This window comes from Xenorhabdus sp. IM139775 (genome assembly GCF_028598745.1).
Lineage (GTDB): Bacteria > Pseudomonadota > Gammaproteobacteria > Enterobacterales > Enterobacteriaceae > Xenorhabdus.
In genome coordinates, this window is the sequence record NZ_JAQRFK010000012.1 from 30,608 (window position 1) to 56,349 (window position 25,742).

21 protein-coding genes and 1 other annotated feature are annotated in these 25,742 nt (G+C 43.3%); of the genes, 11 read left to right on the forward strand and 10 right to left on the reverse strand.

Annotation, left to right across the window (positions count from 1 at the left end):
- Positions 1–107: 107 nt before the first annotated feature.
- Positions 108–1,334, forward strand: a complete 1,227-nt coding sequence (gene nadR / locus PSI17_RS04485) for a multifunctional transcriptional regulator/nicotinamide-nucleotide adenylyltransferase/ribosylnicotinamide kinase NadR (protein ID WP_273550819.1) — start codon at positions 108–110, stop codon at positions 1,332–1,334.
- Between the two features lie 676 nt (positions 1,335–2,010).
- The gene (locus tag PSI17_RS04490; protein ID WP_273550820.1) at positions 2,011–2,739 is read left to right on the forward strand and encodes an ATP-binding cassette domain-containing protein; all 729 of its coding nucleotides are present in this window, start codon (positions 2,011–2,013) and stop codon (positions 2,737–2,739) included.
- A gap of 94 nt (positions 2,740–2,833) precedes the next feature.
- Here the strand turns inward: PSI17_RS04490 and ettA are convergent, their stop codons facing one another.
- Positions 2,834–4,501 carry an energy-dependent translational throttle protein EttA gene (gene ettA / locus PSI17_RS04495; protein ID WP_273550821.1) on the reverse strand — a complete coding sequence of 556 codons (1,668 nt, stop codon included), beginning with the start codon at positions 4,499–4,501 and terminating at the stop codon, positions 2,834–2,836.
- Between the two features lie 449 nt (positions 4,502–4,950).
- On the opposite strand from ettA, the gene sltY reads away from it, so the two are divergent.
- Both sltY and trpR read left to right on the forward strand, forming a co-directional pair.
- Complete coding sequence (gene sltY / locus PSI17_RS04500) at positions 4,951–6,870, forward strand: murein transglycosylase (RefSeq protein WP_273550822.1); 1,920 nt, start codon at positions 4,951–4,953, stop codon at positions 6,868–6,870.
- A gap of 57 nt (positions 6,871–6,927) precedes the next feature.
- On the forward strand, positions 6,928–7,251 hold the full coding sequence (gene trpR / locus PSI17_RS04505; protein WP_273550823.1) for a trp operon repressor: 324 nt from the start codon (positions 6,928–6,930) through the stop codon (positions 7,249–7,251).
- 96 nt (positions 7,252–7,347) lie between these two features.
- Here the strand turns inward: trpR and yjjX are convergent, their stop codons facing one another.
- Entirely contained in the window at positions 7,348–7,866 is a 519-nt protein-coding gene (yjjX, locus tag PSI17_RS04510; RefSeq protein ID WP_273550824.1) for an inosine/xanthosine triphosphatase, read from the reverse strand.
- Between the two features lie 54 nt (positions 7,867–7,920).
- On the opposite strand from yjjX, the gene gpmB reads away from it, so the two are divergent.
- A complete protein-coding gene (gpmB, locus tag PSI17_RS04515) occupies positions 7,921–8,568 on the forward strand; it encodes a 2,3-diphosphoglycerate-dependent phosphoglycerate mutase GpmB (RefSeq protein ID WP_273550825.1) in 648 nt (215 codons plus the stop codon).
- Here gpmB and robA read toward each other — a convergent pair.
- Together robA and PSI17_RS04525 are read right to left on the reverse strand one after the other, a co-directional pair.
- Entirely contained in the window at positions 8,565–9,446 is an 882-nt protein-coding gene (robA, locus tag PSI17_RS04520; RefSeq protein ID WP_273550826.1) for an MDR efflux pump AcrAB transcriptional activator RobA, read from the reverse strand. The genes gpmB and robA overlap by 4 nt on opposite strands.
- 77 nt (positions 9,447–9,523) lie before the next feature.
- Complete coding sequence (locus tag PSI17_RS04525; protein ID WP_273550827.1) at positions 9,524–9,670, reverse strand: hypothetical protein; 147 nt, start codon at positions 9,668–9,670, stop codon at positions 9,524–9,526.
- A 377-nt stretch (positions 9,671–10,047) separates the two neighbouring features.
- Here PSI17_RS04525 and creA point away from each other — a divergent pair, with 377 nt between their 5' ends.
- The gene (creA, locus tag PSI17_RS04530; RefSeq protein ID WP_273550828.1) at positions 10,048–10,524 is read left to right on the forward strand and encodes a protein CreA; all 477 of its coding nucleotides are present in this window, start codon (positions 10,048–10,050) and stop codon (positions 10,522–10,524) included.
- Positions 10,525–10,639: 115 nt separating this feature from the next.
- Here creA and arcA read toward each other — a convergent pair whose 3' ends face one another.
- Together arcA and PSI17_RS04540 are read right to left on the reverse strand one after the other, a co-directional pair.
- The gene (arcA, locus tag PSI17_RS04535) at positions 10,640–11,356 is read right to left on the reverse strand and encodes a two-component system response regulator ArcA (protein WP_273550829.1); all 717 of its coding nucleotides are present in this window, start codon (positions 11,354–11,356) and stop codon (positions 10,640–10,642) included.
- Positions 11,357–11,969: 613 nt separating this feature from the next.
- A complete protein-coding gene (locus PSI17_RS04540; RefSeq protein ID WP_273550830.1) occupies positions 11,970–12,125 on the reverse strand; it encodes a hypothetical protein in 156 nt (51 codons plus the stop codon).
- Positions 12,055–12,173: a sequence feature (Thr leader region), on the forward strand. It overlaps the preceding gene by 71 nt.
- A 23-nt stretch (positions 12,174–12,196) precedes the next feature.
- Between PSI17_RS04540 and thrA the strand changes: the two genes are divergently transcribed.
- From thrA to PSI17_RS04565, 5 genes are all read left to right on the forward strand, one after another.
- A complete protein-coding gene (thrA, locus tag PSI17_RS04545) occupies positions 12,197–14,686 on the forward strand; it encodes a bifunctional aspartate kinase/homoserine dehydrogenase I (protein WP_273550831.1) in 2,490 nt (829 codons plus the stop codon).
- A complete protein-coding gene (gene thrB / locus PSI17_RS04550; RefSeq protein WP_273550832.1) occupies positions 14,668–15,618 on the forward strand; it encodes a homoserine kinase in 951 nt (316 codons plus the stop codon). The genes thrA and thrB overlap by 19 nt, the downstream gene beginning before the upstream one ends.
- 2 nt (positions 15,619–15,620) lie before the next feature.
- Complete coding sequence (gene thrC / locus PSI17_RS04555) at positions 15,621–16,913, forward strand: threonine synthase (RefSeq protein WP_273550833.1); 1,293 nt, start codon at positions 15,621–15,623, stop codon at positions 16,911–16,913.
- Positions 16,914–17,107: 194 nt separating this feature from the next.
- Positions 17,108–18,346, forward strand: coding sequence for a multidrug effflux MFS transporter (locus tag PSI17_RS04560; RefSeq protein WP_273550834.1), 1,239 nt, complete (start codon positions 17,108–17,110; stop codon positions 18,344–18,346).
- A gap of 5 nt (positions 18,347–18,351) precedes the next feature.
- Positions 18,352–20,610, forward strand: a complete 2,259-nt coding sequence (locus tag PSI17_RS04565) for an excinuclease ABC subunit UvrA (protein WP_273550835.1) — start codon at positions 18,352–18,354, stop codon at positions 20,608–20,610.
- Positions 20,611–20,706: 96 nt separating this feature from the next.
- On the opposite strand, the gene PSI17_RS04570 is transcribed toward PSI17_RS04565, so the two are convergent.
- Genes PSI17_RS04570 through PSI17_RS04585 form a run of 4 tightly spaced genes read right to left on the reverse strand, consistent with a single transcriptional unit; the run spans position 20,707 to position 25,375 of the window.
- A complete protein-coding gene (locus PSI17_RS04570; protein WP_273550836.1) occupies positions 20,707–22,716 on the reverse strand; it encodes a chorismate-binding protein in 2,010 nt (669 codons plus the stop codon).
- A gap of 50 nt (positions 22,717–22,766) precedes the next feature.
- The gene (locus PSI17_RS04575) at positions 22,767–23,399 is read right to left on the reverse strand and encodes an isochorismatase family protein (RefSeq protein WP_273550837.1); all 633 of its coding nucleotides are present in this window, start codon (positions 23,397–23,399) and stop codon (positions 22,767–22,769) included.
- Between the two features lie 24 nt (positions 23,400–23,423).
- A complete protein-coding gene (locus tag PSI17_RS04580) occupies positions 23,424–24,209 on the reverse strand; it encodes an SDR family NAD(P)-dependent oxidoreductase (protein ID WP_273550838.1) in 786 nt (261 codons plus the stop codon).
- Positions 24,206–25,375, reverse strand: coding sequence for a 3-deoxy-7-phosphoheptulonate synthase (locus PSI17_RS04585; RefSeq protein ID WP_273550839.1), 1,170 nt, complete (start codon positions 25,373–25,375; stop codon positions 24,206–24,208). The genes PSI17_RS04580 and PSI17_RS04585 overlap by 4 nt, the downstream gene beginning before the upstream one ends.
- Positions 25,376–25,742 lie beyond the last annotated feature (367 nt).

Consider the following 25,742-nt stretch of genomic DNA (forward strand, 5'->3'; position numbering starts at 1 on the left):
AAATTCAACCAGCACCATAGCCGTTTATTTTAAACAATCAATTTTGCTTTTACCTTTCACAACAAGCATGCTATTTTGTTTAATATACTAAACAATAAGGAGGTTTTATGGGGCAATTTGACTATTTGAAAGAAGCGATCAAACAGGCAGGTTACACGTTACAGCAAGTTGCTGATGCCAGTGGAATGACAAAAGGCTACCTAAGCCAACTGATTAATGACAAGATAAAAAGTCCCAGTGCACAAAAACTCGCTTCTCTTCATCAATATCTAGGATTGGCGTATCCCATGGAAAAGAAAACCGTCGGCGTCGTGTTTGGTAAATTTTACCCATTACATACCGGACACATTTATTTGATTCAACGGGCAGCCAGTCAAGTGGATGAGTTACACGTTATTCTTGGTTATGACGAAGTGCGTGATCGTGAATTGTTCATCAACAGTTCGATGTCTCAGCAGCCTACTGTCAGTGACCGCCTGAGATGGTTGCTGCAAACGTTCAAGTATCAAAAAAATATTCATATTCATACACTTGATGAACAAGGACTGGAGCCTTATCCAAATGGTTGGGAAGCGTGGAGTAAAACTGTTAAGTCGTTTCTGGCAGCAAAAAACATCAACCCTAAATATATCTACTCCAGCGAAGCACAGGATGTTGCTCGTTATAAAGAATATTTCGGTATCGAAACGGCGCTTATCGACCCACAACGCTCATTCATGAATATCAGCGGTAGCCAAATCCGTCAGGCTCCTTTCCGCTATTGGGAATATATCCCTACTGAAGTTAAGCCATTTTTTGTGCGTACCGTGGCCATTCTTGGCGGAGAATCCAGTGGAAAATCGACATTAGTCAATAAACTGGCTAACACATTTAACACCACCAGTGCATGGGAATATGGGCGCGAATACGTATTTTCCCATCTGGGAGGCGATGAAATGGCTTTGCAATACTCAGATTACGATAAGATTGCATTGGGTCATGCTCAATATATTGATTTTTCAGTTAAATATGCCAATAAAGTGGCATTTATTGATACTGATTTCGTGACAACACAGGCATTCTGCAAACGCTATGAAGGTAAAGAACACCCTTTTGTTCAGGCGATGATTGATGAATATCGCTTTGATTTAGTTATCCTTTTAGAAAACAATACCCCGTGGGTTGCGGATGGTTTGAGAAGTTTGGGCAGCGATCGGGATCGCAAAGAATTTCAACATTTAATTGAAAATTTGTTGAAGAAAAATAATATCGATTATGTCTGTGTCAATTCACCGGATTATGATCAACGCTTCCTGCGTTGTGTTGAACTGGTTCAACACATGTTAATGGAGTAACTCACTGTTATCGGTAAAATAGATTACACTTATATTGTTATCATGATTTATTAATAGTAATTTATTATTCAGTGTAATCTTTATCGTTTTATATTTATCCCATTTAAACAGTGAGTTAAATGTTTAGCTAAGTTATTTTCACTATGGTAATAAAATAAATTGTGATAATAATATTTTTTGATACTTTAACTTTACTGTTTTGACTTGAATTACAGGGAAATACGTCATTTAATGAACAGGCCTATTGATTTATAAATATAAAATTTATTAACAACTAACAATTCCACAAATATTCTAGGTGTTTTTATCAAGAACGGAGGTAATGAAAGTAGTATTAGAACATTAACGATATATAAAATGGCCTTTTTCCTTATTATAAAAATGGAATAAAAATAGACAGATTTATGCTATTTTTATTTAGTTTGATCGCTGTTTTAAGCATAATTATTTAATATTCTTGATTTTTTATTCCAAGACTAAGAAACATCTCATTTATTAGATAGTCATTGTAAATAATAATTGACATAAGATGAGCATATCCTTGGTGAAGATGTTTCACATATAGACTATTTTTATTCGTACAATACCATAAGGATATCAGTGTTATTGCGAATTAATTTAGACAGCATATGTTAAGGAAAAAGCATTAACCTTTTAACCTAATTGTGTTGAGAATATGAACTTGAATCAATTTAAATCGATTGAGGTTATCAATATTTCATATGGTTTAACTGGTGCTACAGTTAATCATGAAATGATTTCAGATATCACATTTTCTATTATACCAGGTGAAATTACTTTGATAACAGGGCCGAAGGCATCGACTAACCGTACAGTGTTGTCGATTGCATCGGGTATGTTACAACCAGATCAAGGAGATGTATTAATTAATAATAACAAGTTAAAACTGATGGATGATGTAGCATTAGGAAAGTTTCATCATGAAAATAGTGGGTTTATTTTTCAGGATTTCAACTTATTCAGTGAACTGACTCTATTAGATAACTTATTATTATCAACATCTTATGGATTATCGCTTTCTCGCGAGCAAGCAGAAAAAATCGCTCAGAAGTCATTGGATATTGTGAAATTAGGCGATAAAAGCCGCTATTATCCGGGTGAACTGTCTGAAAACGAGAAACAACTGGCTGCAATGGCGAAAGCCATCGTCAGAAGGCCTGAATATTTATTTGCAGATGACCCAACACGCAATTTAGATCATCAGGCATTTCAGACATTCATTAATATCTTTAAATTTATTGCCCATGAGCAGAAAGGTACGGTTGTCATTGCTTCTCAAGACAGACGCCTGATGCAACATGCAGATAGCGTGATCACTTTAACCAGTGGGAAAGCAGTTAAGACTTATGAGTCCATGCTGAATCAACGCGTTTTGGCGTCGTAATGGTGTAGTCATCGCATAGTAACGACAAAACGTCATGACAGTGAGTGACTGTCAGTAAAAAAACGGCCTGCCAGCAGGCCGTTTTTTATCAGGCTTACTTGCTGATTTTTTTATATTTAATACGGTGAGGCTCTAATGCTTCAGCCCCCATCGTCCGCTTCTTGTAATCTTCGTATTCGCTAAAGTTCCCTTCAAAGAAGGAGACTTTACCTTCATCCTGATAATCAATGATGTGTGTCGCGATACGGTCAAGGAACCAACGGTCATGGGAAATAACCATCGCACAGCCGGGGAATTCCAACAGGGCGTTTTCCAATGCGCGCAAGGTTTCGATATCCAAATCGTTGGTGGGTTCATCAAGCAGTAACATGTTGCCGCCCACTTGCAACAGCTTGGCTAAATGCAGGCGACCCCGCTCACCACCAGACAATTCACCAACACGCTTGCCTTGATCTACGCCTTTGAAGTTAAAGCGACCAACATAAGCACGACTTGGAATTTCAAAGTTGCCGATACGCATGATGTCTTGACCGCCAGAAACTTCTTCCCAAACAGTTTTGCTGTCATTCATGTCATCGCGGAACTGATCAACAGAAGCCAATTTAACGGTTTCACCCAGTGTAATGGAGCCAGAATCTGGCTGCTCTTGACCGGACAACATACGGAACAACGTCGATTTACCTGCACCGTTCGGCCCGATGATCCCAACAATCGCACCTTTTGGCAGAGAGAAACTTAAATTGTCGATCAGAACGCGATCACCGTATGACTTGGCTAGATTAGCCACTTCCAGTACTTTGTCACCCAAACGCGGGCCAGGTGGAATGAACAATTCACTGGTTTCATTACGCTTCTGGTATTCGACGTTATTGAGTTCTTCAAAGCGAGCCAGACGTGCCTTACCTTTTGCCTGACGTCCTTTCGGATTTTGACGCACCCACTCAAGCTCTTTCTCAATGGATTTACGACGAGCCGCTTCTGACGCTGCTTCCTGTGCCAGACGCGCGTCTTTTTGTTCCAGCCATGACGAGTAATTGCCTTCCCACGGAATACCTTCACCACGGTCAAGCTCCAAGATCCAGCCAGCAACATTATCAAGGAAGTAACGGTCGTGGGTGATCGCCACCACGGTTCCTTCGTAATCGTGCAGGAAGCGCTCCAGCCATGCGACAGATTCCGCATCAAGGTGGTTAGTCGGTTCGTCGAGTAGCAGCATGTCTGGTTTTTCCAGCAACAGGCGACAAAGTGCCACACGACGCCGTTCACCACCGGACAAGTGTTCAATCTTGGCATCCCATGCCGGCAGACGCAGGGCATCAGCCGCTCGCTCAAGCTGATTTTCCAGATTGTGACCGTCATGAGATTGGATAATCGCTTCCAGCTCACCTTGCTCTTTTGCCAGCTTATCGAAATCCGCATCCGGATCAGCATAAGCAGCATAGACTTCATCAAGGCGAATCAGGGCATGTTTGACTTCGCGAACCGCTTCTTCCACAGCTTCACGAACAGTATGTTCAGGATTGAGTTTAGGTTCCTGCGGCAGATAGCCGATTTTAATACCCGGTTGCGGACGCGCTTCTCCCTCAATATCTTTATCAATACCCGCCATGATGCGCAGTAAAGTCGATTTACCGGCACCATTCAGGCCGAGCACACCGATTTTTGCTCCGGGGAAAAAACTCAGAGAAATATTTTTCAGAATATGCCTTTTCGGGGGAACGATTTTTCCCACCCGATGCATGCTATAAACAAATTGAGCCAATGTAGTTTACCTTTTGATTAATAAGTAAATTTTTAAAATCGTTTGCGTTTATAGATCTTGGATGGCGTATTTTACCCTAAATTTTACCTACCGTGTTTTTATGTATCATGCTACTACCTGATTAGGGTTAAATTCAGCCACTCCGTGGCGGCAAACGGTAAAGATTATCTGAGTGGAATGTCGGTCTGTTTATGGGGAGTCTCGCAATGGATAGTCTCGTAACGGATAGTCTCGTAACGGATAGTCTCACCATTCCAGTTTGCTGATTGTATTCAACACAGAGGAGAAAACAAATGGAATTGCAGATGCTCTGATAAGATAACGCTTTTCCAATGTTTCCTTTTAGCATTCACCGATTGTAATAACTCATATCAATAATATGATTATAATTACATGCTTTTTAATAATGCACTTGGGCACTAGATCGTCTTCTGGAGGGGTATGTGGCAATGAGTAAGTGGCAGCATTTCGCAATGGCTGTAAGTATGGTTTCGATTGTTGCCGGAGCGGCACATGCTGATTCCCTGGATGCCCAGCGTCAGCGATATCAAGCAATAAAGCAGGCATGGGATGCAAAAAATGGGGCGGAAGTAGCACGTCTGATGCCAACGTTAAAAGATTACCCACTGTATCCTTATCTCGAATATCGTCAGTTATCTCAGGATCTGGCAATAGCCACACCTCAGCAAGTTCAGCACTTTATTAATACTCACCCTACCCTGCCACCGGCGCGCTCGCTGACATCCCGATTTATCAATGTACTGGCAAATAATGGTGACTGGCACGGTATCCTGACATTGAGTCCCAACCCTCCACGTACAGTGGCAGAGCGTTGTGATTATTACTTTGCGCAGTGGGCCACGGGGCACCAACAAGCTGCCTGGAAAGGGGCACAAGAAATTTGGCTCAACGGCAGCGCATTACCTGATAGTTGCGATAAGCTATTCAGCGGCTGGGAGCAGGCTGGATACCTCTCTGCAAATTTAATTTTGCAGCGTATCGAATTGGCCATGAAAGCCGGTAACAGCACACTGGTTACCTATCTTGCCAAGCGTTTGCCATTACGTTATCAGGGCTTGGGTGCAAGTTTGCTGAAGCTACAACATGATCCTGCATTCATTGAACAATTTGCCACAACGACCACACCAACCGATTTTACCCGCTCGGTTATCATAACGACCTTTTCCCGATTTGCCCGTACAAAGGCCGAACTTGCCAGAGTCAGCATTCCCACACTTGTCCGCTCACAAAAGATGAATGACGACGAACGCCAGCAATTAAAAGATATCGTTGCATGGCAATTGATGGGAGACATCACGCCGGAGCAGGCAAAATGGCGGGATAATACTATTCGCGATTCACATTCTATCAAATTGATTGAAAGACGCACTCGTTTGGCATTGCGGGATGGCGATCATTCTGGGCTGGAAGATTGGATTGCCTTACTGCCCCAAAAAACCTTGCAACAAGATGAATGGCAATATTGGCGTGCCATGATCCTGCTCAAGCACGGGAAAACCGCAGAAAGCAATGTCATATTACGTAACCTGACCAAGCATCGTGGTTTTTATCCTATGGTGGCAGCCCAAAAATTACAGATCGCTTATCCCCTGACCCTCCATAAAGCAGAAAAACCCGATAGCACCGTTGCCACTATGCCGGCCATTAAGCGTGTCCGAGAGTTGCTGTATTGGAATATGGATGATTTGGCACGCTCCGAATGGGTGCTCTTGGTTTCTTCACAAGATCGCGTGAAGCAAGAACAACTGGCCCGTTATGCGTTTGAGCAACACTGGCCCGCTTTCAGTGTACAAGCGACCATTACGGGAAAAATGTGGGATCATCTTGAAGAGCGTTTCCCATTGGCGTGGCGAAACGAGTTTGCCAACTTCACGTCAAATAAAAATATTTCACAAAGTTATGCAATGGCCATTGCCCGTCAGGAAAGTGCCTGGAATCCACTGGCTCGTTCTGCCAAAGGTGCCAGTGGGTTAATGCAGATCATGCCCAAAACCGCCGAGCATACTGTGAAGAGCCAGAAAATTCAGGGTTATGCCGGCAGCAGCCAATTAATGAACCCGATTACGAATATTAAAATTGGCACGGCTTATCTGGACTCGGTCTATCAGCGTTTTGACAATAACCGTATTCTTGCCAGTGCCGCTTATAATGCCGGCCCGACAAATGTTGAGCGTTGGTTGGCCAATACCGCCGGCAACATCGACCCCATCGCCTTTATTGAGAGTATTCCGTTTGCTGAAACGCGCTCTTATGTCAAAAATGTTCTTGCCTACGATGTGTTCTATCATCATTTTATGGGGAAAATGCCGAACGTGCTGACGCATGCCGAATGGAAAAGACGTTATTAATTTCAGAAGATAACTATGATATGCTGCTGTACTAGTTAAATAGTATGGTAGTTAATTATGGCACAAAATCATTTGATTGATCCGGCTCTCTCCCCGGAAGATGGAGATAACTGGTTCGCTTTTGTCGAGCTGTTACAAATAGCATTTGAACAAAATTTGCAACATTCTATTTTGCAGCTATTATTGACTCCCGATGAACGTACCGCTTTATCAACCCGGGTTCGGATTATTCAGGAGTTGATGCGTGGGCAAATGAGCCAGCGCGAGCTGAAAAATGAGCTGGGTGTTGGTATTGCGACGATTACTCGTGGCTCCAACAGCTTAAAGAACGCACCGGCCCATGTTAAGAAATGGCTGGAGACTCAGTTATTAACTGATTAAAAAGGGCCACTATAAAATAACGGTTTAAATAATTCCGTGGGGGCCGTCCAATCGTGCCCCCAAATTTAAGTCGTCGTACCGTTAAGATTGATTATTTCACTCTTTGTAAACTTCATGATGGATAGGCACAAGAGCCAATATCAGAGCTTGATGATAAACGCTGGTACGCGTCAAAATACCGTTGGTAAAAAAGCCGATTGCACCACCTTTTTGCTTGATATTATCAATGCCAGCAACATCAGCCATTTCATGGCCAAGTTCGCGTCCCTGACGAATACCTTCCAGCACTTTTTCAGGCAGCATCAGGCTGGCAGAACGCGATTCTCCCCGAATTTGTTTATGTTCAACAACCATCCAGGCAAACGTCATGTCATCTTCAATTCCTGCTTCAACCCCAACCCAGAAATCAGCTTCTGGCCGGACTTGACGAGCAGCCATAACGCGATGACGAGCCCCTGTACGGGTTTCTGTATTCCCGATAGGTTGTTGAGGTACGCTGCTATCTACATTGACATCTTCTATGTGGTAAGTGCCCGGACCAAAAACATCATCGAATGCAAGGCTAATCGCTTTTATTTTCGCAGGGTTCGTTGTTGCTGCAATAACGTGGTACATATAAATAAATTATCCTTTGAATTATTTCATGATGCAGTATAACGGAAAATAACTATGTTACAGGTCTATCTTGTTCGTCATGGCGAAACCGAATGGAACGTGGCTCGTCGTATTCAGGGGCAATCTGACAGTCCTTTGACTGACGCTGGCCGGCGTCAAGCTCATTTGGTCGCCCAAAGAGTCAAATCAGAAAACATTACCCATGTTATCACCAGTGATCTTGGCCGGACACGCCAAACAGCAGAAATCATCGCTAAAGCCTGTGGTTGCGACGTCATACTGGAACCACGCCTGCGAGAGTTACATATGGGCGTACTGGAAAATCGCGAACTCAACTCCCTTACACCAGAAGAGGAGTCTTGGCGTAAAAGCCTTGTCGATGGTACACCAAATGGACGGATCCCAGAAGGCGAATCGATGCATGACGTGTCTACCCGTATGCGTGCCGCCCTGGACAGTTGCCTCAATCTGCCTGCGGGTAGCCGCCCACTGTTAGTCAGTCATGGAATAGCACTCGTCAGTTTGATCGGCTCTGTTCTGGGGCTTCCCGCTAACTCAGAACGCCGCCTGCGATTGAGAAACTGTTCCATTTCACGGGTGGATTATCAGGATAGCCCATGGCTGGCCTCAGGCTGGATAGTTGAAACAACGGGCGATATCACTCATTTGGATATGCCCGCCTTGGATGAATTACAAGGTTAACGTTCAATCGGGATGAGATACTCAAATTCCACAACATGATTTTGGGACTCATCCCCAAGATTTCTCCATTCAAGGTTAGTGAGGTAATACCGCTCGACATCGTATCCTTTTCTGCGCGTGACGTTTAATGTAGGCAGACAGACACCATAAACGGTAAAGAGAAACTCTTGTAACTGTTCTTTATCACCAAAATAACTGAATGAAATATAATCCCCACCGGGCAAAACAACCGGGTGGCTTTCTTGGGTATCAAAGGTCGCATATTCCGGCTCTATGGCCGTGGTATAGAACACCGTCTGTTCATCTTCATGCTCCATACTGAGGGTTGTATGGTGTAACCCATAAAGTCTCGGCGGTAATACCTCTGCATCCTGTAGATAGTTAATCCAAAAGTCATGGCGCATATTCTTGCAAGCCTCTGACCACTGTTCGAGAATATAACTGCAAGTGTGCTCAGTGCCGATAAGTAACTTATCTTCCAATGTGACATATTTGTGTTCTGGCAGGGGCTTATTGTCCAGCAAGATAGGAGGGCATATTCCCTTTGCGCACCACTCTTCACTTCGACGATAAGCGGCTGGCGTCCGGTCAAATTGTTTCTTGAAAGCTCTCGTGAAAGTTTGCTGAGAATCAAAGCGATATTGTAAGGCAATGTCCAAAATAGGACGGCTGGTTAAACGCAATGCAACGGCGGCTCGGGATAATCTTCTCGCACGAATGTAAGAGCCGATTGCCTGACCTGTGACATCCTTAAACATGCGCTGCAAGTGCCATTTGGAGTAACCTGCTTTTGCTGCAACGTTATCAAGAGACAATGGACGATCCAGATTGTTATCCACCCAATGCAGCAAGTCTCGAATGATGTTGGTTTGATCCATACATCTCCCTAAGTCATTAAGACAAAAAGAAAATCATATAAATATAAAACAACTGATTAGCCTGAAAACAAAAAAATTCAAACAGATATTATGCAATTTTCTCGATAATCAACACGATATTTTCCCCTAAAGCTTTCCCTAAAAATTCCCATAAAACTTTCTTTAAAAATTTCTTTAAAGCTTTCTCTAAAACAAACCCCAAGTTCAATTTCTCTGAGTGTCATGGCAATACGCCTATTCCAGCAATTGATTACTAAATCTTACTATAACTGGCGGGTATTTATTCAATGGGTGTAATAACGCCAAAATCTGGTATATTGACTGTTACATTTGTGTGATAAACAAACTATCAACAAAATTAAACAAGATTTGGCTTGGAATAAATTATTGGTAGATTTGATAATATGTCAAGCATTGTCTTTATCAATAAGCCAATGACATGAATTCAGCGACTCATCTTGGATGCATATTCAGCTATAATACCCTGATTTTTCATCACAAAGACATTCACAGTAAAAATGCTTTGATTAAATTCATTGGGTTGCATTATATGTGAATGATAGATATTTTCACTGTATTATTTAATTCAAGTGGACTCAATATGGTAACAATGAAGAAAGTAGTCATAGCAGCTACCTTACTCTTTTCTCCCGTGGTTCTGCATGCTGAAGAGATCGGTTCTGTCGATACGGTGTTCAAACTTTTTGGCCCTGATAACAAGATAATCATAGAAGCCTTTGATGATCCCGACGTGAAAAATGTCACCTGTTATTTAAGCAGAGCCAAGACCGGGGGAATTAAGGGCGGGTTAGGATTGGCAGAAGATACCTCGGATGCAGCCATATCCTGCCAGCAAGTTGGCCCGATTGAATTATCAGATAAGGTAAAGAAATCCCCCAAGAAAGGGCAAGTGGTCTTCCAGAAACGGACATCTTTGGTGTTTAAAAAATTGCAGGTGGTGCGCTTTTATGACCAAAATCGCAATTCACTGGTCTATTTGACTTATTCTGACAAAGTGATCGACGGTTCTCCTAAAAATGCGATCAGTGCCGTGCCGATTATGCCGTGGAAAGCGTGAGCCACTCACTAAAGCGAGCACTCACTCAACACTCACCCAAAAAAAAGAAAAGCCCTGATGCCATAGGACATACGGGGCTTTGCCGGATAGAAATAGACGAATGAAAAAGTCTTACTTAGTCTTCTAAATCACCACAGAAACGATAACCTTCGCCATGAATGGTTGCAATGATTTCTGGCGTATCGGGTGTCGACTCGAAATGTTTACGAATACGGCGAATAGTCACATCAACTGTACGATCGTGAGGTTTCAGTTCACGACCCGTCATTTTTTTCAACAATTCTGCACGGGTCTGGATTTTTCCCGGATTTTCACAGAAATGAAGCATCGCACGGAATTCGCTACGTGGCAGTTTGTAGTGATCTCCCATCGGGCTAACCAAAGAGCGGCTATTGATATCCAGCTCCCATCCATTGAATTTATAACTTTCAACCTGACGGCGCTCTTCACCTGAATGACTCAGGTTCATTGTCCGCGAAAGTAAATTGCGCGCACGGATGGTTAATTCACGTGGGTTAAATGGCTTAGTTATATAATCATCAGCACCGATTTCGAGACCGAGGATTTTGTCCACTTCATTGTCACGGCCCGTTAAGAACATCAACGCGACATTTGCCTGCTCACGTAATTCACGGGCAAGTAATAGTCCATTTTTACCTGGCAGATTGATATCCATAATGACTAAATTGATATCGTTATCTGACAGAATGTTGTGCATTTCTGAACCGTCAGTGGCTTCGTAAACAATATACCCTTCGGCTTCAAAAATGCTTTTAAGGGTATTGCGTGTGACAATTTCGTCTTCAACAATCAAAATGTGCGGGGTTTGCATGGTTGCTACCTAAAATCGCTAAAAAAAACAGAATCTGTATGGCATAAGCTGTTATTATTAAAAGAAAATATGCTGATCTTGTTCTGTGTTACAGAAAACCAGCTTATGCCCAAAATAAACGTTTTGATATGTTTTACGCTAAAAGCCAGCGTCGCTTTCCTAGAGGGTACATACCCGAAAAAACCCGATTCAAACGAGGCTTCTATATTAGTCTATTAACAGCAATATAACAGCTAGTAATGTATTCGCCGTCTAAAAAAACTAACTTTTGTTGATACATATCAAAATCAATTGTAGCACGTTAACATTAATTGTAATTGTTAATTTTAATTTAGGTCATTTGTTATTAACTTGAATAAATTATGTTAATGAGTATCAAGATGTCACGAATACTTGAAGCGATTGGTTCGATACTAAAATATCCGGACAGCATGTTTTTATCATAAAGATAAAATAATTACAAAATATGTTTTTTGTAAAATTAAATGCTAATAAATAACCTGACTAGCCAGATAATGATTTGTTCATTTTGTTATATTTTGAATAATTCCGATACGGGAAATGCCGGTTTTTTCTTCTTTTTACCTAAAAAATATTTGACATTGACCACAATTTAATTTAACCAATAGGGGGTCGGATAAATCGAATAGACAGACAGGAAACTATGCAGCACATCAGCCCGAAAAAAATGGTTCTCACAAATACCACGACAATCACCACTACGATTACCACCGGAACCCTGAGTTACGGTGCGGGCTGACGCATACATACAAAACAATCACAAGCCCGTATCCCACAAGATACGGGCTTTTTTTTGGACAGAAATCAGGAGAAAAGTTAATGCGAGTATTGAAATTCGGAGGAACCTCAGTTGCGAATCACCAGCGTGTACTGAGCGTCGCAGATATCGCCGGGAACGAGTTATCCCTTGGGCAAGTGGCCTTGGTTCTCTCTGCTCCCGCGAAGATCACCAACCATCTGGTGGCGATGATTGAAAAAACGGTTGCCGGGCAGGATATTGTTTCCAATATGCGCGATGCCAGCCAAATCTTTGCTGATTTACTGTCAGGATTGAAAGAGCAACAAACAGGGTTTGATTATGAGCACCTGAAAGGCGTTGTTGAGCGTGAACTCGCCAGCCTGAAACAGACCCTGCACGGCATTTCCCTGTTGAAACAATGTCCAGATAGCATTAACGCCTCCCTGATCTGTCGTGGCGAAAAGCTGTCGATTGCCATCATGGAAGCGGTGCTACAGGCACGTGGGCATAAAGTGACTGTCATTGATCCCGTCAAAAACCTTTGTGCACATGGGCATTATCTCGAATCTACCGTCGATATCCATGAATCTGCCAGACGCATTGCCGGGCTTCACATCCCTGCTGACCACATTATCCTGATGGCAGGCTTCACGGCGGGTAATGAAAATGGCGAACTGGTCGTGTTGGGACGCAACGGCTCTGACTATTCAGCCGCGGTACTGGCGGCCTGTCTGCGGGCTGACTGTTGTGAAATCTGGACGGATGTCGACGGTGTTTATACTTGTGATCCAAGGGCGGTTAAAGATGCCCGCTTACTGAACAGCCTGTCATACCAAGAAGCAATGGAATTGTCTTATTTCGGCGCGAAAGTGCTTCATCCCCGGACTATCGCCCCTATCGCCCAGTTTCAAATTCCTTGCCTGATAAAAAACACCGCCAACCCCGATGCACCCGGGACGTTTATTGGTGATAAGCTTATTGATGGTGCCCTGATTGATCATGAACAAAAAAATCAGAACATGCCGATTAAAGGCATTACCAATCTGAATCATATGGCAATGTTCAACGTTTCCGGCCCCGGCATGAAAGGAATGGTCGGAATGGCGGCACGGGTCTTCTCCGTGATGTCGCGCAAAGGGATTTCTGTCGTGTTAATCACACAGTCCTCGTCAGAATACAGCATCAGTTTCTGTGTACCGCAAAAGGAATTGGTCAACGCGCAGAAAGCACTGACAGAAGAATTTTATCTGGAGCTAAAAGATGGTGTGCTTGATCCCATTGACGTGATCGACAACCTGGCCATTATTTCCGTTGTTGGGGATGGCATGCGCACCCAGAAAGGCACTTCTGCCCGCTTTTTCTCCGCATTGACACGCGCCAATATCAACATTATTGCCATTGCGCAAGGCTCTTCTGAACGCTCCATTTCTGCCGTCATTGACAATGATGCAGCGACCACGGCGGTTCGTCTCTGCCACCAAATGCTGTTTAACACCGCTCAAGTGGTTGAAGTCTTCGTTGTCGGTGTGGGAGGCGTAGGCAGTGCTTTAATCGAACAAATTCGCCGCCAGCAAACTTGGCTCAAACAGAAACATATCGATCTGCGCGTCTGTGGTATTGCCAATTCCCGTGCTTTGTTGACGGATATGCAGGGCATCTGTCTGGATAACTGGCAACAGGCGCTTTCAGAAGCCACTGAGCCTTTCAGCCTGAGTCGTCTGATCCGCCTTGAAAAAGAGTACCATCTCCTGAATCCGGTTATTGTGGACTGTACGTCTAATCAGTCGATTGCGGAACAATATGCCAGCTTCCTCGGCGACGGCTTTAACGTTGTCACCCCCAATAAAAAAGCCAATACTTTATCAATGGCTTATTACCGCCAGATCCGTCAGGCAGCAGAAAAATCGAAACGCAAATTCCTGTATGACACGAACGTCGGGGCGGGCTTGCCGGTTATCGAAAACTTACAAAATCTGCTTCATGCCGGTGATGAATTAGTCCGGTTCAGTGGTATCTTGTCGGGTTCACTCTCCTACATTTTCGGGATGCTGGATGAAGGCATGACGCTCTCACAAGCGACTCTGCTGGCAAAAGAGAAAGGCTTTACGGAACCCGATCCACGGGATGATCTCTTTGGCATGGACGTTGCCCGGAAACTGTTGATTCTGGCACGCGAGGCGGGACATGAGTTCGAACTGGAAGATATCCATGTGGAGCCTGTTTTACCCCTCTCGTTCGACGCCAGTGGGGATATTGACAGCTTCCTGCAACGTTTGCCGCAACTGGATCAGGAATTTAGCCGACGTGCAAAACAGGCCGCAGAACAAGAAAAAGTGTTACGTTATGTTGGGTTGATTGAACAAGGCCGTTGTACAGTGAAAATGGTTTCTGTTGACGGCAACGATCCACTTTATAAAGTCAAGAATGGCGAAAACGCGCTGGCTTTCTATACCCGTTATTATCAACCCATTCCACTGGTACTGCGTGGTTATGGCGCAGGAAATGATGTCACGGCCGCCGGCGTTTTTGCTGATATATTACGCACTCTATCATGGAAATTGGGGGTTTAATGGTTGTCAAGGTTTATGCGCCTGCCTCTATCGGGAACGTTGGCGTCGGATTTGATGTGCTTGGCGCAGCGGTTTCTCCTGTTGATGGCTCGTTGCTTGGAGATTGTGTCTCCGTCAGTGAAGCTGAAAGTTTCAGCCTGAATAATAAAGGGCGATTTGTCGGCAAATTACCGGCTGATCCCGAACAAAATATTGTCTACCAATGCTGGCAGCTTTTTTGTCAACGGTTAGGGAAAGTACTGCCCGTGACCATGACATTAGAGAAAAACATGCCCATTGGTTCCGGCTTAGGTTCCAGTGCCTGTTCTGTGGTGGCGGGTCTGGTGGCATTGAATGAATATGCCGGCCGTCCATTTAATCAACACCAATTGCTGGAGATGATGGGTGAATTAGAAGGGCGCGTTTCCGGTAGTGTTCATTATGATAATGTCGCCCCCTGCTATCTGGGCGGATTGCAATTGATATTATCTCAGGAAGATACCGCCTGCCTGCCAGTGCCCACGTTTGATGATTGGCTATGGGTCATGGCTTATCCCGGCATTAAAGTTTCGACATCAGAAGCCCGTGCAATCCTGCCAACACACTATGCCCGTAAGGACATTATTGAGCATGGACGTTACTTTGCCGGCTTTATTCACGCCTGCCATACCCGGCAACCGGAACTGGCGGCCAACTTAATGAAAGACGTGGTGGCAGAGCCTTACCGCACACAACTGTTACCCGGATTTGCCAACGCCCGTGGTGCGGTTAAAAAATTAGGCGCACTGGCGTGCAGCATTTCCGGCTCCGGTCCAACACTTTTTGCCATTTGTCATCAAATGGCGGTAGCCGAAAAGGTTGCACACTGGCTGCAACAACATTACGTACAGAATGATGAAGGCTTTGTACATATTTGCCGTCTGGATCTCGCAGGCGCACGACAGGTAAAGTAACCATGAAATTATATAACTTAAAAGACAACAGCGAGCAGGTCAGTTTTGCACAGGCAGTAAAACAGGGATTGGGCAGACAACAGGGGCTATTTTTTCCACAGGCGTTGCCGGCATTCAGCCGTGATGAAATTGATGACTTATTGCAATTGGATTTTGTCAGCCGCAGCCAACGCATTCTCTCGGCGTTTATTGGCGATGAAATTCCCGCCGAGCCATTAGCCGCCCGCGTGAAAAATGCCTTTGCCTTCCCTGCCCCTGTCGTCACTGTCGAAGATGACATCGCTTCACTGGAACTTTACCATGGCCCGACACTGGCCTTTAAAGACTTCGGCGGTCGTTTTATGGCGCAAATCCTGGCGCAGGTCGCCGGAGAAAAACCCGTCACTATTTTGACCGCGACCTCCGGTGATACCGGCGCCGCCGTTGCCCATGCCTTCTATGGTTTACATAATGTACAGGTTGTGATCCTTTATCCCGAAGGCAAGATCAGCCCATTGCAGGAAAAACTCTTTTGCACGCTGGGCGGTAATATCCATACCGTCGCTATCGAGGGCGATTTCGATGCTTGTCAGGCACTGGTCAAACAGGCTTTTGATGACGAAGCGTTGAAGCAGGCTTTGCATCTCAATTCAGCCAACTCCATCAATATCAGCCGCCTGCTGGCACAAATCTGTTATTACTTTGAAGCGGTTGCGCAGATCCCGACAGAAAAACGTGAACAGTTGGTGATTTCCGTCCCAAGTGGCAATTTCGGCAATTTAACCGCCGGGCTACTGGCAAAATCACTGGGGCTGCCGGTAAAACGTTTTATCGCGGCAACCAATGTCAATGACACCGTTCCGCGCTATTTAGCCGAAGGTCAATGGCTGCCACAGAAAACCATTCCAACGCTGTCCAATGCCATGGATGTCAGCCAGCCCAATAACTGGCCGCGCATCGAAGAGCTGTTCAAACGCAAAGGCTGGGCGCTGAGTGAACTGGCAAATGGCGTGGTGGATGACGCAACCACCCAAGACACCCTGCGCGAACTGGCGGCAAAAGGCTATATTGCCGAACCCCATGCTGCCGTCGCTTATCGCGTCTTGCGTGATCAATTACAGGCCGGGGAATATGGCTTATTCTTGGGCACGGCGCATCCCGCCAAATTCAAGGAAAGTGTCGAAGCCACCCTCGGCCAGCCATTACCTTTGCCAAAAGCCTTAGCTGAACGCGCGGATCTGGATTTGTTATCCCACTTTATGCCGGCTGATTTCGCCACATTGCGTGAATTTCTGATGGAACGCGCGCCGAAATAATCCGGCATTGATCACTCCACTGCTTGGAGGTGGAGTGATCCCATGCTGGGCTTTATTGATTTTAGCGACAACTGACTTGAAAAACAGCGGTAATTACAGCGCCATCAATCAAATAAAAAAATGATTGCAAAATAGAAATCATTTTTCTGCGGTGTTATAGTCTTCATATTATTCATATTATGAGACGAATAACCGTGGAAAAATCAGAAAATAGACTCATTGATAGTGACTTAAAGCAACGTGTTTCACCTGAGCAAAAAGGTGAACTGGGATTCAAACTTGTACTGGTTCTGGGAATGTTGAGTGCCATTGGCGCGCTTTCAACTGACATGTACCTTCCTCTGTTTCCCAGCATGTCACACGCACTAATCACAACCCAGGCTGGTATTCAATTGAGCCTGACCTCATTTATGGCTGGCCTTGCGTTTGGGCAATTAATCATTGGTCCTTGGTCGGATGTTATTGGCAGGAGAAACCTTTTATTAGGTGGCATGATTTTGCTGACTGCCGCATCAATTGCTTGTGCACTCTCTTCAAATATTGACATGCTGATCATTAGCCGCTTTTTTCAAGGTGCTGGTGGTGCATCAGGTATTGTTCTGACACGAGCCATTGTTTCCGATCTCAGTTTTGGAAATAAATCCGCTTACTATTTCAACCTGATGCTGGCGATACAAGGTGCAGCACCGATAGTTGCTCCATTGATGGGAGGAATGGCTGCTCATTTTCCGTGGCAAGTCATATTTGTCTTTATGGCGGTTATTTCACTGATACTTACCATCTTAACGTTTATTTATGTGCCGGAAAGTTTGCCGGGTAAATCAGCATCTGGTGGGAGTAAGGGGAGTTTGGTTAAGCAGTTTTTAACACTGTTCAAAAACCGAGTTTATATGGGATATACGTTAGTCTTTTCTGCCACTTTTGGGGCACTGTTTGCTTACATTTCAGCATCACCTTTTATATACCAATCCATGTTTAAATTTACCCCCGGATTTTTTTCTATCTTGTTTGCAATTAATGCCGGAATTATGCTGATTAGCAGCATACTGAGCGCCAAGTGGGTTGAGCGGATCGGTGCCAAAACACTCGTCATAATCGGGGTTATAACAACCTTCGTCTTAGTTTGTCTGCTACTGGTTGTAAATTATCTCAGCCTCTATCGGCTTGAGTTAACAACAGCCATTTTCATGCTGCTTATGTTTGCGATGGCATTAGTTTTTGGTAATGCAGCGAGTTTGGCATTAACAGCAGTTCCCAATATAAGAGGGGCAGGTTCTGCTGTCCTTGGCGCTCTTCAGTTTGGAGTCGCTTCTTTGACCGCATTTTTAACGGGTCTTGGTAAATCTGTGTCTCTGTTTCCTGTATCTATTGTCTTAATCGGATGTGGGATTATCACTCTCTTTTCCCTGATGTTAGTGCGCGTAAGGAGATAAAAGAAATGAGAAGTCTTGAACAAAATGCGATTGAAATTCGTGGTGCGAGGCAAAATAACCTTAAAGGAATTGATTTACGTATTCCTAAGAATGTCATTACTGTATTCACCGGTGTTTCTGGCTCAGGTAAAAGTTCCCTTGTATTCGGTACAATTGCAGCGGAATCCCAAAGACAACTCAATGATACTTTTCCTCCTTATATCCGACATCGTTTGCCCTATTATGGTCAGCCAGATGTGGATGAGATAAATAACCTGACTACCGCGATTATTATTAACCAAAAGCGTATTGGTGAAAATGTGCGCTCAACGGTAGGTACAGCATCAGACATTTACACCTTGCTGCGCCTCTTATTTTCCCGCATGGGCAAGCCTTTTGTGGGATTCTCCAATATTTTCTCTTTCAACCACCCATCAGGGATGTGTTCCCATTGTGAAGGGCTGGGCATTGCCAGCACAATAGATGTGAAAAAACTGGTGAATGAAGACAAGTCGCTGAATGATGGGGCAATTGAGTACCCGACATTTGCTCCGGGAACCTGGCGGTGGCGTCGGTATGCCCACTCTGGTTTGTTTGATAATAATAAGAAAATTTCTGATTACTCCGCAGAAGAACGTCAGCTTTTACTTTACGCGGATAACATCGTGCCAGCGAATCCATCCCCTGACTGGCCTAAATCGGCTCGATTTGAAGGGATCATACCCAGATTCACGCGCAGTTATCTTGTAAAAAACAACAAAGAGTACAAGAGTGAAGAATTCAAGGACATTGTTTCAATGAAACAGTGTCCTATCTGTCATGGACAGAGGCTTAATAAACAGATCCTGTCATGTCTGATTCAAGGCAAAAGTATCGGAGATTGTGTCGATATGCCGATTGTCGAACTGAACCAGTTCATGGCAACACTGGCTGAACCTTCAGTGAGTACACTTATTAATGCGTTAAAAGAACGTCTGGCATCAATGTGTTCTGTCGGTCTGGGCTATCTCAATCTTAATCGTCCAACCACAACATTATCAGGGGGAGAGGCACAACGGTTAAAAATGGTGCGGCACTTAGGCAGCAGCCTCACCGGGATGACTTATATCATTGACGAACCCAGTACGGGGTTACATCCGGCCGATATCACTAAACTTAATACACTGATCCAACAATTACGTGACAAAGGTAATACTATCTTGATGGTCGAACATGACCCGGATGTCATTAAAATCGCAGATCATGTCATTGACCTGGGTCCGGAAGCAGGCGATAACGGCGGAACGATCACTTATCAGGGTGATCTGGATGGATTACGTACATCTGGGACATTAACCGGCAAATACCTGTTTCAAACAACCCGCCTTAATCGAACTCCCAAAAAGCCGATTGGTTATCTCCCTGTCAGGAACGCAACGCTGCATAATCTTAAAGAAATATCTATCGATATCCCGTTGGGTATCATGCTTGCGGTCAGTGGTGTGGCAGGTTCAGGAAAAAGCTCCATGATGGGAGAAGTTGTTCCTTTATGTGCCAATGCTATTGTTATCGACCAGAAACCCATTCACACCTCGAAACGCTCTCATATTGCATCATGGAGTGGGATTTTTGATCACATCCGGGAGCGCTTTGCATTGGTTAACCATGTGGATAAATCATGGTTTTCGCCAAATGCCAAGGGGGGGTGTCCGGAATGTAAAGGGTTAGGTGTGATTGAAACCGATTTGGCCTTTATGGATTCAATCTCCCTGCCTTGCGAAGCCTGTCAGGGGCAAAGATTCAATCAGAAAGCCTTAAATTATAAATACAAAGGAAAAACGATTGTTGATCTCATGAATCTGAGTATTACTCAGGCCACCGATTTTTTTGCAGGGGACAGCCAAATTCACCCAACGTTAGTGAGCATTCAAGATGTTGGCTTGGGTTATATGCGCCTTGGAGAGTCGCTTGCACATTTATCCGGTGGGGAATGCCAAAGACTGAAACTTGCCTCTTACCTTAACAATAAAGGTAATGTGTATGTCTTTGATGAACCGACAACCGGACTTCATCCTTCCGATGTGACAATACTTATTACGTTATTTCACCGCCTTGTCGAACAGGGAAATTCTGTCATGATTATTGAACACAATATGGAAGTTATTGCAGAGGCAGATTGGGTAATTGATTTAGGTGAAGGAGCGGGAACGGCGGGTGGTCAAATAATGTTTAGCGGTACACCACAGGCGATGTTTGAAACGGGTAATTCTTTAACCGCTGATTATTTACGTCAGCACTGCCGCTAAATAATAAAATAGCAATTAGTTAAGCGGGACAACCCAGTGTATTATTCAGCATGTTACTACATAGGTTGTCCCAACGAGATTCTACGACATATTATTTTATAATTCTTTACCTGCGTAACCTATAGCATTATCAATCATCCAGTTATAAATAGGAAATGCATCGGTAGTTAAAAAAGATTCGTTATGAAATTGTATTGACGCCACGTTATTAGATTTCAATGCAATAATTTCACTCTTATCTAATCGTTCAAGATAAACCAATCGATTGTATTTTGACGCAAACCAATGTGGTAATTTGTGCATCGCTGCAAAACTATTATAAAACCCAGCATTACAGGTTATATGCTCAATGGCTATTTTATATTGAGTTCCTTGACGTGTTTTTGGCAGCCGTTTGATGGGCAAACCAAATTCAGCACAAATGAGTTGATGCCCAAGACAGGTTCCAATTAGTGGTAAATTCTGTTTTAAACGATTTGTGATCAGTGCGCGTCCCGCTGCCATTTTGTCATGATTGACAGCGTTTGGGTCTCCTGGCCCTGGACCAATAAACAGAATATCTGTTTTACCTGAATTCATTAATTGTGGCAAACACACGCCAGACTCAAGCCATGAAACAATCGTCACATCATGCCCGATATAACGCAGTTGGTGGGCAATCATCTCCGTAAATGAGTCCTCCATATCAATGAGCGTAATAGAGGGGAGAAAATTGGACGCCAATGCTATTTTTTTAGACTTTCCTAACCAGAAAGATGAAGCTTTATGATTACGCTGCCGTAATATTGCAGTGATATTACTCAACACATGTTCAGATAATTGGGTATTATTGGTTGAATGAATGTCTTTTTTCTCATCAAAAAAAGAACTCATTAAACCACTCAATTTTGCTTTGGTTTCTTCAGCTTCATTTTCCGGGATCGAATCACGAACAATTGTTGCCCCTGATGTCAATCGGAAATGCCCATTTTTTGTAATATCAGCAGCCCGGATTAAGATAGCGGAATCCAGATAACGTTGGTTATTCTTAACTCCAATCATGCCAATAACACCACTGTAATACCCACGACCTCGATTTTCCCTGCGCTTAATAACCTGAGACGCATTTTCCACCGGGCTTCCAGTCACGGTTGGTGCGAACAAGGACTCTTTCAGGATAGTTTGAATTGTCTGTGATGTTGAACCGTGGATAAAATATTCCGTATGTGCAACCCGAGACATCATCTTTAACTGAGGACCGACTACCGTAATATCACTGTCACATATCCGGCTCATCATTTTCAATTCCTCATCAACGACCATGAAGAGTTCATTCTGTTCCTTTTTGTTGTTAATGAAGTGGTATAAAGCCTGTTCTACCTCTTTTTCCGGATATTTTAACGTGCCACTTATTGGGTTCATGGCAACCTCTTTACCATCCACTTGGATATGTTGCTCCGGGCTGCTGCCGATAAAATAGCGGTCACCAGTATAAACAATCCATGTCCAATAGGAACCGCATTCATTTATCAGTAATCGATTAAATAGTGAGAGCGCATCCTCCAATGAAAAGTTTTCAATATCACCTTCTAAACTTCTCGACATAACGAAATTACTGCCCTCTCCGGCACTAATCTCATCGTTGATAACATGTTCTACCATCTGAATGTAATTTTTGTCTGTGATATCAAAAAATATATTATCCGCTTTTATCTGCTTGCTATTCTCAATAAATCCCCATTTGCTTATTTGATAACAAACCTGTGTTTCGATGCTCATGATAATAACTGGCTCATTATCGTTATGGCATACAAACCCTTTTTCGGCAATTTGATTGAATGGAATGATAATTAATTGAGTAGCACTCAGCTCTTCAGGAGATATCACCCCCATTGTATCGAAACTGTCTGATGTTAATGGAGGAGTTGGTTCCAACGAAATTAGCTCTAGTGCTGAGAGTGAATGGCTGTATGTTATTTTCCCCTCAAGTAATAAAAAAGAATCTTTAGTATCAGATAATGGGCGATAAATACATGCAAAAGGTTTATTCGCCTTCACTAAACGGCTAAAGAGATTTTTTGCATCATCTGATTGCAGTTCTCCCTGTGGTAATTCTTTCTGCAACATGATTTCCCCTTATAATCTGTCATATCAGGTTTTTTAGCTTTCCCAACGTATCATTTTCTTAGATTTGCAATGACTTGTTCCGTCGATGCCACTACAGCGCATATTTCTGCCGCCATTTTCAATGCCATGTGGTGTTTTTCCTCTGAAAAGTCTGCCATGGCATCTGATACAAAGAAGGTTTCAATATCATGTGAATAAGCATCAATAGCGGTGGACAAGCATCCTATATGGGCATACACGCCACAAATGATCAGTTGACTACGGTTCAAATCCCTTAAATGGTTTAGCAGATTAGATTTAAAGAACGCACTATAACGCCATTTCGTCAGCACGGTTTCATCTTTAATGGGGGTCAGGAACGGGATAACTTCCCGATGCTCATCTATTGATTTCATGCCTTCACCCCATATATCTTTTAATAATCCGCGTTGTTCTGGGGTCATACTGCCGGGTTGAGCGGTATAAAACACGGGAATATTAAAATTTCTGGCAATATTCAATAGCATATAGATGTTGCTGATGACACCATTTATCGGGCTTGTTTCAGTTTCAAAAAAATCCACAAAATATTTTTGCATATCATGGATCAGCAAAGCTGTGCGATGCCGATCTGGGAACCAATTTGCTGTCGATTTGGGTAAATCAGCATATCCGGGCAATGGGTACGATAATATCTTTTTCATGTTGTATCTCTTGCTTGCTATGTACTAACAGCTACCTAATGCAGCCCCACCATCCACCAACAAAGTCGACAACGTCGTTTGACTAGATTCTTCACTTAGATAGAAACAAACAGCTGCGGCAATTTCGTTTGATGTGGCAACCTTACGTAATGGAATACCAATACGGAATTGCTCTGGATTACCGTCCAATGTGAAGCTTTTATCGTTTTCATTTTTCCACATACCGCGTAGCATTGGTGTATCTGTTGAGCCGGGAGCGACGACATTACACCGGATTCCAAATGGAGCCACCTCCAACCCAAGTGCATATGTAAAAGCTTGAGCAGCCGCTTTTGAGGCACAATATGCTGCCATCATTGCCCGGGGGACTCGTGCAGCATTTGAAGCAACAGTCACGATGCTGCCTTTTTTTTGCTCCGTCATATAACTGGCTGCGGCTTTGCTGACGTTGAATACCCCCGTCGCATTCACAGCAAAGATACGGTTCCATGCATCAATATCTGTGTTTTCAACAGAATCATGGTGTAACACACCAGCACCATTAACCAAATAACCGATGGGTCCAAGTTGATTTCTGATTGCAAGAAATGCGCTAACAACTTGTTGAGGTTCGGCAACGTCCACTGGAAGACTGATAATAGATTGAGAATATTCATGGCTAAGTCTAGTCACCAGAGATTGCAACGCATCTGCCTGTTTATCAATAAGTGCTAAGGTTATTCCTTCCCTCGCCAATTGTCTGGCGGTGGCTTCTCCGATACCACCACATGCACCGGTAATCACTGCAACATACTTTTTGTCAAATGTCATAATGCCTCCTGATTCATTGCCCATTGTTTAATGAGTTCAATTGCCTGTATTTTATTCAATCGTGGGTCACATACGATGTTTGATAATTCGGATTCTTTAGGATTAAATCCGCAGCCAAAACACTCAGCGATATCTTCGACAGTCGTTTCTAAATGAATACCTGCACAGCAAGCATGACGTTCGGCTAACTGGGTTTGAAAACGGGTAACTTCATCCACCATCTCTTCAAAAATTCGTCGCTTATTTCCATTCTCTGTTTTTGTTGTATTCCCATGCATGGGATCACACATCCAAAGCACGGGGATACCTGTCTCCAATACAGCATCAATGAGAGGGCTGAGTTTATGAATATGCTTGTGGCCAAAACGGGTGATAAATGTCAGCCTTCCGGGGATTTTGTGCGGGTTGAGTTTTTTGCATAGCCCAGTGATTAAATCAGGAGAAACTTGATCGCTGATTTTACATGCTACTGGGTTATCTATATTTGATAACATCTCAACATGGGGACTATTTAAATCAAGGGTACGAATACCGATCCAAGGCCAGTGGGTACTACCAAGATATTTCCGCCTATCAGATGTGGTTCTCAACTGAGAATGTTCGTAGTCCAATAGTAGGGCTTCATGGCTTGTCCAAACTTGTAAATTCATATCGAGTCTACTTCGAATATAATCATCAATCGTAGACAGAGTTTGTGAAGCCGCGTGATAACTGATTAACATCCGTTTGGGATCATTTATTCTGGCTTCCGGGACAGGTTCCGGGCTATTTACACAATCGCCGCGCCATACAGGTAATGTAGTATTCTGGTATTTTTCAATTGCATTAGAACGGGGTTTTGCATATTGACCCGCAATGCGGCCAACTGTGATCACAGGCTTATTCAGTAAAATAGAAAAAATGCCTGATAATTTATGTAAAAAATCAATTTTCGGAACAACCGATTGTCGATCACATTCAATGACCCGTTCGGCACAATCACCCATTTGAATTATTACTTCTTTGCCTAACCAAACTTTTTCCAATTGATTATAAAAATGCGCCAAATCTTTATGGTGAATTAATGGCGGCAATTTCAATAATTCGTTCTTTATGACAGATAATGTTTCCAAATTGTTCCAATTTGGTTGCTGCCATGGAGAGTTAATAATTTCTAATTCATTCATCTGACTCATACTCAGGGCGCGAGCATACTTTGATTAATATTTGAACTTAAAATGTCACTCTTGTTCTTTAATTCTTTAGTTTTCTATAAAAGTCTAAAGAATTGCCTGTGTGATTAAATTTCACTCGATAAAAACACTATTAAAACCGAATATTAAGAGATAATCATCTTCAAAACGCAGCTAAAATAGTGTGCTCGCGCCCTGACTCATACTCTACTTCTAATGAAGGGTGAATTAATAATTTAATCGAGAACATATTCCCTGTTAATAAGCAAGGAAACCGAATGAATGTTTTTCAAAAAAAAACCAAAAGTGAAATAAATACTTTCTTAGGCTGTATTTAAATCAAAATGATAAATTTTTTGCA